The sequence below is a fragment of the Pseudomonas sp. GW821-FHT07F05 genome, assembly GCF_059418765.1.
The window spans coordinates 342,928-352,951 of sequence record NZ_JBWKQL010000005.1 but is presented as its reverse complement, the minus strand read 5'-3'; the positions used below and the strand labels follow the sequence as shown (position 1 = coordinate 352,951).

General features: G+C 58.1%; 10 protein-coding genes. 8 read left to right on the top strand and 2 right to left on the bottom strand.

The genetic code is table 11. The annotated features are described in order from the left end of the window. The coding region (locus AC07RO_RS14470) for a hypothetical protein (protein ID WP_495086337.1) at positions 1 to 225 on the top strand (225 nt) is incomplete at its 5' end. A 35-nt stretch (positions 226 to 260) separates the two neighbouring features. On the opposite strand, the gene AC07RO_RS14465 is transcribed toward AC07RO_RS14470, so the two are convergent. Next, complete coding sequence (locus AC07RO_RS14465; RefSeq protein ID WP_495086336.1) at positions 261 to 1,481, bottom strand: CaiB/BaiF CoA transferase family protein; 1,221 nt, start codon at positions 1,479 to 1,481, stop codon at positions 261 to 263. Positions 1,482 to 1,491: 10 nt separating this feature from the next. Next, positions 1,492 to 2,673 carry an acyl-CoA dehydrogenase gene (locus AC07RO_RS14460; protein ID WP_122534346.1) on the bottom strand — a complete coding sequence of 394 codons (1,182 nt, stop codon included), beginning with the start codon at positions 2,671 to 2,673 and terminating at the stop codon, positions 1,492 to 1,494. Positions 2,674 to 2,844: 171 nt separating this feature from the next. Between AC07RO_RS14460 and AC07RO_RS14455 the strand changes: the two genes are divergently transcribed. From AC07RO_RS14455 to AC07RO_RS14425, 7 genes are all read left to right on the top strand, one after another. Then, positions 2,845 to 3,741 carry a LysR family transcriptional regulator gene (locus tag AC07RO_RS14455; RefSeq protein WP_495086335.1) on the top strand — a complete coding sequence of 299 codons (897 nt, stop codon included), beginning with the start codon at positions 2,845 to 2,847 and terminating at the stop codon, positions 3,739 to 3,741. 424 nt (positions 3,742 to 4,165) lie between these two features. Further along, complete coding sequence (locus tag AC07RO_RS14450; RefSeq protein ID WP_495086334.1) at positions 4,166 to 5,287, top strand: Re/Si-specific NAD(P)(+) transhydrogenase subunit alpha; 1,122 nt, start codon at positions 4,166 to 4,168, stop codon at positions 5,285 to 5,287. Positions 5,288 to 5,298: 11 nt separating this feature from the next. Further along, complete coding sequence (locus AC07RO_RS14445; RefSeq protein WP_065987890.1) at positions 5,299 to 5,619, top strand: NAD(P) transhydrogenase subunit alpha part 2; 321 nt, start codon at positions 5,299 to 5,301, stop codon at positions 5,617 to 5,619. Further along, positions 5,619 to 7,064: an NAD(P)(+) transhydrogenase (Re/Si-specific) subunit beta gene (locus tag AC07RO_RS14440; protein ID WP_192174468.1), complete on the top strand. Its 1,446-nt coding sequence runs from the start codon at positions 5,619 to 5,621 to the stop codon at positions 7,062 to 7,064. The genes AC07RO_RS14445 and AC07RO_RS14440 overlap by 1 nt, the downstream gene beginning before the upstream one ends. A gap of 186 nt (positions 7,065 to 7,250) precedes the next feature. After that, positions 7,251 to 8,744, top strand: a complete 1,494-nt coding sequence (gene scpC, locus AC07RO_RS14435; RefSeq protein WP_495086333.1) for a succinyl-CoA:acetate CoA-transferase ScpC — start codon at positions 7,251 to 7,253, stop codon at positions 8,742 to 8,744. A 319-nt stretch (positions 8,745 to 9,063) separates the two neighbouring features. Then, complete coding sequence (locus tag AC07RO_RS14430; protein WP_093466716.1) at positions 9,064 to 9,279, top strand: DUF1127 domain-containing protein; 216 nt, start codon at positions 9,064 to 9,066, stop codon at positions 9,277 to 9,279. A gap of 362 nt (positions 9,280 to 9,641) precedes the next feature. Then, on the top strand, positions 9,642 to 9,959 hold the full coding sequence (locus tag AC07RO_RS14425) for a DUF2388 domain-containing protein (RefSeq protein ID WP_133774179.1): 318 nt from the start codon (positions 9,642 to 9,644) through the stop codon (positions 9,957 to 9,959). Positions 9,960 to 10,024: the final 65 nt, after the last annotated feature.

Below are 10,024 nucleotides of genomic sequence, written 5' to 3'. Positions count from 1 at the left end.
TGTCAACTGCCTTTTTCACCGCTGTCGATTCAAGCATCTGAATCGAAGCATTCCTCGCTGCTTACTTCGTCCAACTCGTTGATTATCAAGGAGTTTTCCGTTTCGTCTGCGCCGGAAGTGGGGCGAATTATAGACAGATCCAGAGGAGCGTCAACACCTAATTTGAACTTTTGGCGAAAAAGCCAAAACCCTAAGGAAATCCGATACTTCCTTCTGTTTATATAGAGACCGGCTAAAGACTCCTGCAAGAGCACCAGCCCTTAAAGAACGCCCCTCTGACGCAAGGCAATTACCTCAGCGTCAGGTAATCCTAGTAATCCGGTTAGAACTTCCAGTGTGTGCTCTCCCAACAACGGCGGCGCACGCCGATATTCAACAGGCGTGGCAGATAAACGGATCGGACTGGCAACCTGAGGAACAGTCCCGCCCAATGCATGAGGCAACTCGACCTGGAGACCGCGGAATTGCACCTGCGGATCTGCGAACACCTGGGCGACATCGTTAATAGGCCCACACGGTACGCCGGCCCCCTCCAACGCCGTGACCCATTCAGCCGTGGTCTTGAAGACGGTGGCCTGCCGGATCAGCGGGATCAGCTCGGCACGATGCGCCACGCGCTGCTCATTACTCGCAAACCGCGGATCGCTGGCCCACTGCGGTTGCCCGGCTACTTCCGCGAATTTGCGGAACTGGTTGTCGTTCCCCACCGTGAGAATGAAATCGCCATCGGCGGTGGGGAAATCCTGGTAGGGCACGATATTCGGGTGAGCATTACCCAGTCGCCTTGGCGATACGCCCGTCGTCAGGTAATTCATTGCCTGATTTGCCAGGCAGGCGACCTGCACATCCAGCAACGCCATGTCGATGTGCTGACCAGGCCCTCCCTGATCCCGATGCGCCAGAGCAGCAAGAATCGCAGAAGTCGAATACAGCCCCGTCAGAATATCCGTCAGCGCCACGCCAACCTTCACCGGTCCCGCGCCATCCTCCCCCTCAGGACGACCGGTAAGGCTCATCAGCCCGCCGAGCCCCTGGATCATGAAGTCGTAACCTGCTCGCTTGGCGTAGGGTCCCGTCTGACCGAACCCGGTAATGGAGCAATAGATGAGCCTGGGGTTCTCCAGTTGCAGTGATTCGTAATCCAAACCGTAGGCCTTCAGCCCGCCAACCTTGAAGTTCTCGATGACGATATCGGACTTCGACGCCAGTTCGCGGACCAGCTTCTGGCCTTCGGGTTGGGTGAAGTCGATGGTGACGGACTGTTTGTTGCGGTTGGCTGACAGGTAGTACGCAGCTTCAGACGTGTTTTCTCCGCGCGGATCCTTCAGGAAGGGCGGCCCCCACGCGCGCGTGTCGTCGCCGTTACCCGGGCGCTCGATCTTGATCACCTCGGCGCCGAGGTCAGCCAGAATCTGCCCTGCCCAAGGGCCGGCGAGGACCCTGGACAAGTCCAGCACACGCAAATGCGATAACGCGCCCATTGCTGGCTCCTTAATAGAAGGCCTGGATGCCGGTTTGCGCGCGACCAAGGATAAGCGCATGGACGTCGTGGGTACCTTCGTAGGTATTTACCACCTCCAGATTGACCAGATGCCTGGCGATACCGAACTCATCAGAGATGCCGTTGCCACCCAGCATGTCACGCGCCATACGCGCGATGTCCAGCGACTTGCCGCAGGAGTTGCGCTTCATGATGGAGGTGATTTCAACCGCTGCAGTGCCCTCGTCTTTCATTCGGCCAAGACGCAGGCAGCCTTGAAGCGCCAGCGTGATCTCGGTCTGCATGTCAGCGAGCTTTTTCTGGATCAGCTGGTTAGCTGCGAGGGGACGGCCGAATTGTTGACGGTCCAGTGTGTATTGACGCGCGGTGTGCCAGCAAAACTCGGCAGCCCCCAAGGCACCCCAGGAAATGCCATAGCGGGCGGAGTTCAGGCACGTGAACGGACCTTTAAGACCGCGGACGTCCGGGAAAATGTTCTCTTCCGGCACAAACACGTTGTCCATCACGATCTCGCCAGTGATCGAAGCGCGCAGGCCGACTTTGCCGTGAATCGCCGGAGCAGTCAGGCCTTGCCAGCCCTTTTCCAGTACGAAGCCGCGGATATCGCCGGCGTCATCTTTGCCCCAGACAACAAAGACATCGGCAATCGGGCTGTTGGTGATCCACATTTTGCTGCCGGTCAGACGGTAGCCGCCTTCGACGCTTCGCGCACGGGTGATCATCGCGCCCGGATCCGAACCATGATTGGGCTCGGTAAGGCCGAAGCAACCAATCCATTCACCGGACGCAAGCTTTGGCAGGTATTTCTGCTTTTGCGCTTCGGTACCAAATTCGTTGATAGGCACCATGACCAGGGACGACTGCACGCTCATCATCGAACGATAACCGGAATCGACGCGCTCGACCTCGCGAGCGATCAAGCCGTAACACACGTAGTTCAGACCGCTGCCGCCGTACTGCTCCGGGATCGTGGCGCCGAGAAGACCTATCTCACCCATCTCGCGAAAGATCGCCGGGTCTGTCTTTTCATGGCGGAAGGCTTCAAGCACACGCGGTGCCAGTTTGTCCCTGGCGAACTGCTCGGCGCTGTCGCGAACCATGCGCTCTTCTTCGGTGAGTTGCTGGTCCAGCAACAGGGGGTCGATCCAACTGAAACTTGCCTTGCCGCTCATGACTCTCTCCTCACCAAATGCGCTTCCGGACCTGCCGGAGAAGTAATGAAGCGAGCCTAGGCCTGAACCCTGGATCGAGCAAACGACGATTTCGCACCATCCTGTGCTAATTTATCACTCCGAGACACGGCCGGTGCCACCGGGCCGTCGCTGTGAGTGAGGCAAAGGTACATGCGTCGTAAAATCCCAAGCACCGCTGCGCTGGTGAGCTTCGAGGCAGCCGCGCGGCACCAGAGCTTCACCAAGGCGGCTGAGGAGCTTTCTCTGACACAGAGCGCGATCTGCCGTCAGGTCGCGAGCCTGGAAGAGTTCTTGAATGTCGGCCTGTTCCGACGTTCGCGACGGGGCGTGAAGCTTACTGAGGCTGGCCTTTCCTACAGCCGGCGCATCGCAACGCAACTTGACGCTGTTGAACGCGACACGCTGTCAGTGATGGGTCATCAGGGCGTCAATGTGATCGAACTGGCGGTAGTGCCCACCTTTGGCACGCAATGGTTACTGCCACGCCTAAAGGATTTTCAGAAGAAACACCCTGACGTCACTATCAACCTGACCAACCGCACGCGGCCGTTTTTGTTTGCCGATACCGAATTCGACGCAGCGATCTACTTTGGTGATGCTGATTGGTCTGGTACCGAGTCCCACAGACTGATGGGCGAAAATCCCATGCCGGTCTGCAGTCCGGCACTGCTTGGGGCACGGCACAGCATCAGCGCTCAAGAGTTGGCCGAGATGCCGCTGCTCCAGCAAACCACTCGGCCCTACGCCTGGCGGCAGTGGTTCAACTCGCTGGACATGGGGGTGGCTCGCGACATGACAGGTCCCCGATACGAGCTATTCTCCATGCTCGCTCAGGCAGCCATGCACGACATGGGTGTGGCGCTCATACCACCATTTCTTATTCAGCATGAACTGGCCGAAAAACGCCTGGTGATTGCCAACCCTCACCAGCTTTCAAGCTCAAAGGCGTATTACTTGATGATTCCGGAGCGCAAAACGGAATCAGCGTCGCTGAAGGCGTTTCGCGACTGGCTGATTCAGCAGGCCAAGACCTACTCCCTGCCCTGAATGCCTATCCACAACACGCACGTTTCCGTGTAGTACGAAGATCCTAAAACCTACATATATCTTGATTTGTCGCATTTGCGACACACGTTTCTTTGTGCTCGCGTTATCCCAATAGTCATACAAATAGCGCTCTACAGCCTGATTTCGATTCATTTTAGGAATTTTGCCTTAACACGGTTGTGAGCACCCGTAACCAAGTAAATATGATTGGTATCAATGACTTAATCGGTTTTGTGCGTCAATCGGTCACAGGGTGACTTGTAGTACATTTTTCGTTCAGTTACAGAAACCCTTGAAGGCCTCTGGCATCCCCTGCAAAATGCCGCGCCCGGCTGTTTTAACGGGCGTAGTGATCGCAATCCCAGCCCTCGGGCCGTAGCGCGCTGGCCTAATTAAGACAATAAGATCACGCAGGAGATTTGACGTGCACATTGGAGTCCCCCTCGAAACCCAGCCTGGTGAAACCCGGGTCGCCGCCACTCCCGAAACCATCAAAAAGCTCATCGCCCAAGGCCACACCGTGACTGTGCAGAACGGCGCGGGCATTGCGGCGAGCGTGACCGACAGTGCTTATGAGGCGGCAGGTGCATTGATCGGCAGCACCGCCGATGCATTCGGCGCTGAACTCATCCTCAAGGTCTCCGCTCCCGGCGACGCCGAGTTGCCGTTGATCAAAAGCGGCGCAGTGGTGGTCGGGATGCTCAACCCTTTCAATAACGACATGATCGCCAAGCTGGCTGAACGCGGGATCACCGCTTTTGCCCTCGAAGCCGCGCCACGTACCTCTCGCGCGCAAAGCCTCGACGTGCTGTCTTCCCAGGCCAACATCGCTGGCTATAAGGCTGTGCTGTTGGCGGCGCAGCACTACCCGCGCTTTATGCCCATGCTGATGACAGCGGCCGGTACGGTGAAAGCAGCGCGCGTGCTGATTCTCGGAGCGGGGGTTGCGGGGCTGCAGGCCATCGCCACTGCCAAACGACTGGGTGCGGTCATTGAAGCCTCGGACGTACGTCCAGCGGTGAAGGAGCAGATCGAGTCGCTAGGGGCCAAGTTCGTTGACGTGCCCTACGAGACTGACGAGGAGCGGGAAGCTGCCGTGGGCGTCGGCGGTTACGCCCGCCCGATGCCGGCCAGCTGGATGCAGCGTCAGGCTGTGGCCGTTCATGAGCGCGCCAAACAGGCGGACATCGTGATTACCACGGCGCTGATTCCCGGTCGCAAGGCTCCGGTGCTGTTAAGCGCTGAAACGGTCGCGCAGATGAAGCCCGGCTCGGTGGTGATCGATCTGGCCGCAGCGCAGGGCGGCAACTGCCCTCTGACGGTAGCCGATCAAGTGGTGGTCGAGCAGGGCGTGACCATCGTTGGCCACACGAATCTGCCCGCCATGGTCGCGGCGGATGCGTCTGCTCTTTATGCCCGCAACCTGCTGGACTTCATGAAGCTGCTCTTCACCCAGGAAGGCCAGTTCCAGATCAACCTCGAAGACGACATCGTTGCCGCGTGCCTTATGTGCCGCGATGGCCAAGTCATCCGCAAGAACGGCTGAGGATAAAAATAATGGAAGAGTTCATCTCACCCGGTATCTACAACCTGATCATCTTCGTGCTGGCCATTTACGTCGGCTACCACGTGGTCTGGAACGTGACGCCTGCACTGCACACGCCCCTGATGGCAGTCACGAACGCTATCTCGGCCATCGTCATCGTCGGCGCCATGCTTGCCGCCGCGCTGACAGTGACGCCACTGGGCAAAACCATGGGCACCCTGGCCGTTGCGCTGGCGGCCGTTAACGTCTTCGGCGGTTTTCTGGTCACCCGGCGGATGCTTGAGATGTTCAAAAAGAAAGCGCCCAAGGCAAAAGACGAGGTGGCCAAGTAATGAGCATGAACCTCGTCACCTTGCTGTACCTCGTTTCGGCCATCTGCTTCATCCAGGCGCTGAAGGGCTTGTCTCACCCGACCACCTCGCGTCGAGGCAACCTGTTCGGCATGCTCGGCATGGGCCTGGCTGTTCTGACTACGATAGGACTGGTGTTCAAACTGGCTGCGCTATCTACCGACGGCGCCAGCGCAGGCATTGGCTACATCCTTATCGGTCTGCTGGTCGGCGGTACTGCCGGTTCGATCATGGCCAAGCGCGTCGAGATGACCAAGATGCCTGAATTGGTCGCCTTCATGCACAGCATGATTGGTCTGGCAGCCGTGTTCATCGCCATCGCTGCGGTGGTCGAGCCACAGTCGCTGGGCATCGTTCACCACTTGGGCGATCCGATTCCTGCGGGCAACCGTCTGGAGTTGTTCCTGGGCGCGGCGATCGGGGCGATTACGTTCTCCGGTTCGGTCATCGCCTTCGGCAAGCTGTCGGGCAAATACAAGTTCCGCCTGTTCCAGGGCGCACCGGTGCAGTTTGCCGGTCAGCACAAGCTCAATCTGGTTCTGGGTCTGGCGACGCTGCTGTTCGGCATCACGTTCATGCTGACGGGTAGCCTGTTCGCGTTCAGCGTCATGCTGATCCTGGCGTTCGTGATTGGCGTGCTGCTGATTATCCCGATTGGTGGCGCAGACATGCCGGTTGTGGTGTCGATGCTCAACAGTTACTCGGGCTGGGCAGCGGCGGGTATTGGCTTCTCGCTGAACAACTCGATGCTGATCATCGCCGGCTCTCTGGTCGGCTCATCCGGCGCGATTCTGTCGTACATCATGTGCAAGGCAATGAACCGCTCGTTCTTCAACGTGATCGGCGGCGGCTTCGGTGGCGCAGTGGATGCCGGTGCTACGAGCGGCAGCAAGGAAGCCCGTCCGGTTAAATCGGGATCGGCTGACGATGCAACCTTCCTGCTGACCAACGCCGACACCGTAATCATCGTGCCGGGTTACGGGCTGGCGGTTGCTCGAGCGCAGCACGCGCTGAAAGAGCTGACCGAAAAGCTGACCCACGCGGGCGTTACGGTGAAGTACGCGATCCACCCGGTGGCCGGCCGGATGCCGGGGCACATGAACGTGCTGCTGGCGGAAGCCGAGGTGCCTTACGATCAAGTGTTTGAGATGGAGGACATCAACTCCGAGTTCGGTCAGGCGGACGTCGTCCTGGTGCTGGGCGCCAATGATGTGGTCAATCCGGCGGCGAAAAACGATCCCAAGTCGCCGATTGCCGGCATGCCGATTCTCGAGGCGTACAAGGCCAAGACCATCATCGTCAACAAGCGCTCCATGGCCAGCGGCTATGCAGGCCTGGATAACGAACTGTTCTACCTGGACAAAACCATGATGGTCTTTGGTGACGCCAAAAAGGTCATCGAGGACATGGTCAAAGCGATCGAATAATCGCTGCAACTCGCGATGAAACAACCCTCGGCGCAGGTCATGGCCGAGGGTTTTTTACAGCCCGGGTAAAAGTGTTTCTCGCGCAAAGGCGCTAATTAGAGCCTTTAGTGCGACCTTGGTAGCGGGACGAACACTCCTCAAATCTCTAGACTTCGCTCACGCATCTTTGTCATGAGATTAAACAACATGCACCGTGAACGAATCCGTCTGCCCTCGCTGATGAGCAAGATAATGAGCGCGGCCGACGCCGCTTCCTTGATCAAGGACGGCATGACCGTCGGTATGAGCGGCTTCACCCGCGCCGGCGAAGCCAAGGCCGTGCCCCAGGCGCTGGCCGAACGCGCCAAGACTGTTCCGCTGAAGATCAGCCTGATGACGGGCGCCAGCCTGGGCAACGATCTGGACAAGCAACTGACGGAAGCAGGCGTGCTCTCCCGCCGCATGCCGTTTCAGGTCGACAGCACCCTGCGCAAGGCCATCAACGACGGCACCGTGATGTTCATTGACCAGCACTTGTCGGACACCGTCGAGCAGCTGCGCAATCGCCAGATCAAGGCCGTGGACATCGCCGTGATCGAATGCGTAGCAATCACCGAAGAGGGACATCTGGTGCTCAGCACGTCAGTCGGCAACTCGGCGAGCTTCGCCATTCTTGCCGAACACGTGATTATCGAGATCAACCTTGCCCAACCCATGGAGCTCGAAGGGTTGCATGACATCTATATACCGACCTACCGACCAACACGCCTGCCGATCCCGGTGCTCAAGACCGATACCCGAATCGGCAGTCAGGCCGTGAAGATCGATCCGGCCAAGATCGTCGGCATCGTGATCAGCAATCAACCCGACTCGCCGTCGACTGTGTTGCCGGCAGACACTGACACTCAGGCTATCGCGGGCCACTTGGTCGAGTTCTTCAAAGGCGAAGTGCGGCTGAACCGCCTGACCAATCAGCTCATGCCGCTGCAGGCGGGGGTAGGCACGATCGCCAATGCCGTCATGACCGGGCTGATCGATTCACCCTTTCACGGCATGACCATGTATTCGGAAGTGCTGCAGGATTCGACGTTCGATCTGTTCGAGGCGGGTAAGCTGGATTTTGCTTCGGGCTGCTCCATGACGCTGTCCGAGCGCAAGCACGCCGCGGTCTACGACAATCTGGAGCAGTACAGATCCAGACTGTTACTGCGCCCCCAGGAAATCTCGAACCATCCGGAGGTCGTCCGCCGCCTGGGCATCATTGGTATTAACACTGCCCTGGAGTTCGACCTGTACGGGAACGTCAACTCCACTCACGTGGGCGGCACACGGATGATGAACGGGATAGGCGGGTCAGGCGACTTCGCCCGCAACGCCCATCTCGCCATATTCGTGACGAAGTCCATTGCCAAAGCCGGAGCCATTTCAAGCGTGGTGCCAATGGTCAGCCACGTAGACCATACCGAACACGATGTAGACATTCTGGTCACCGAGATCGGACTGGCAGACCTGCGAGGCTTGGCACCCCGCGAGCGCGCCCGGGTCATCATCGACAACTGTGTGCATCCGGCCTATCGCGAGGCGCTGAATGACTACTTCCGCCGCGCCTGTGCAATTGGCGGTCACACACCGCATGTGCTGCAGGATGCACTCAGCTGGCACCTAAACCTGGAAGAAACCGGCCGCATGTTGGCGATCTGAAAACACAGTTTGTGAGTGGCGACGACCTTTCGTCGTCACAGTTCGCAGCCTGAACGCAAATTCTGCAAAAACTGTACTGCTGTACGGGTGGTTTCACGTAGGTCTAACGGCAAATGACTGACAAGATGGCCAAAAAAGCACACTTCTGGTGCAGACCCGTACAGTTGCCCCACTTCCGAACAAAACAGTGGTGATTAACAGTTAACTGGAGCAGCACAATACAAATGAACTGTGTCTAGAGAGAGACGGGCAATGAGAGGAATATTGTCACCAATCAAGTCAATCTCTAATCCCGCCACAAGCGGAAGGAAGAAGCATCATGGAACGCACCGTCAGTTCCGAATTGTTCTACGAAGACACCGCAAAAACTGCACAAGCCTCGTTGCCGCTGCGAATGTTCGCCAACCTGATGCTCTGGCAGCGTCGCCTGTCCAGCCGCCATCAACTGGCTCGCCTGGATGCACGTTTGCTGGCTGACGCCGGTATCAGCGAATCCCAGCGTTACGAAGAGCTGAGCAAGCCGTTCTGGCGCTAAGTTAGCGTCTGCTGGTCCCAGGCCGAGCGCCTCTCACCAGCAACCCGAATTGTTCAAACAAACCCGTCAGCAGGTCACTGCTGGCGGGTTTTGTCGTTCTTGGGTCGGGCAAACCACGCTAAGGGCCAACCAGTACAGTTTTACGCAACTCAGAAAATCCCATTACAGTCCAACGATCACGGGTAATCGCGGCAGATATGGAATTACGTAGCGGCCACTGGCACAAGGCCGGGATAGTTCGGCAGCCCGCTTATAAGCTAATCTTGCGCCACCTTGACCACGCAGTCACAAGACAGCTCTCGCTGAGCTTCCCGATTTATGCGTCTGTGGTTTTCGAATCCCGTTATTTTTGGAGTGCCTGTATGTCTCGCGTTCGCCTGTTGAGTGCCGCTTTCCTGATCGTCGCTGCCACCGGAGCCCAGGCTTCCAGCTTTGTGGTTACAACGGACACCATCGTCCGTGCGCTCGATGCTTCGTCCAACGCCACGTCTAAAATTTCGTCCTCCTTCCACGATGACAAGATCGTTCTGGCCGCCCGCGACGACGCCGCAAGCTTCGTTGCCAGCGAAGGCGAGATCCGAGGCGTGAAGCTCCAGGGCGCCTTGCAACACATCCGCGAGGTTGCACCGGGCCTGCAAGCGTCGGACGCGCAACTCGCGCAAGCGATTCTTGCCATCTGATTCAGCTTCGCGACAGGTTTCTCAAACGCGAGCCCGGGTCTTTGCACTAGCTCTGGCCCGGGTGT

Coding starts and splice junctions, on each gene's coding strand:
- AC07RO_RS14465 (WP_495086336.1), bottom strand. CDS start 1,481: ATGGGCGCGTTATCGCATTTGCGTGTGCTGGACTTGTCCAGGGTCCTC.
- AC07RO_RS14460 (WP_122534346.1), bottom strand. CDS start 2,673: ATGAGCGGCAAGGCAAGTTTCAGTTGGATCGACCCCCTGTTGCTGGAC.
- AC07RO_RS14455 (WP_495086335.1), top strand. CDS start 2,845: ATGCGTCGTAAAATCCCAAGCACCGCTGCGCTGGTGAGCTTCGAGGCA.
- AC07RO_RS14445 (WP_065987890.1), top strand. CDS start 5,299: ATGGAAGAGTTCATCTCACCCGGTATCTACAACCTGATCATCTTCGTG.
- AC07RO_RS14440 (WP_192174468.1), top strand. CDS start 5,619: ATGAGCATGAACCTCGTCACCTTGCTGTACCTCGTTTCGGCCATCTGC.
- scpC (WP_495086333.1), top strand. CDS start 7,251: ATGCACCGTGAACGAATCCGTCTGCCCTCGCTGATGAGCAAGATAATG.
- AC07RO_RS14430 (WP_093466716.1), top strand. CDS start 9,064: ATGGAACGCACCGTCAGTTCCGAATTGTTCTACGAAGACACCGCAAAA.
- AC07RO_RS14425 (WP_133774179.1), top strand. CDS start 9,642: ATGTCTCGCGTTCGCCTGTTGAGTGCCGCTTTCCTGATCGTCGCTGCC.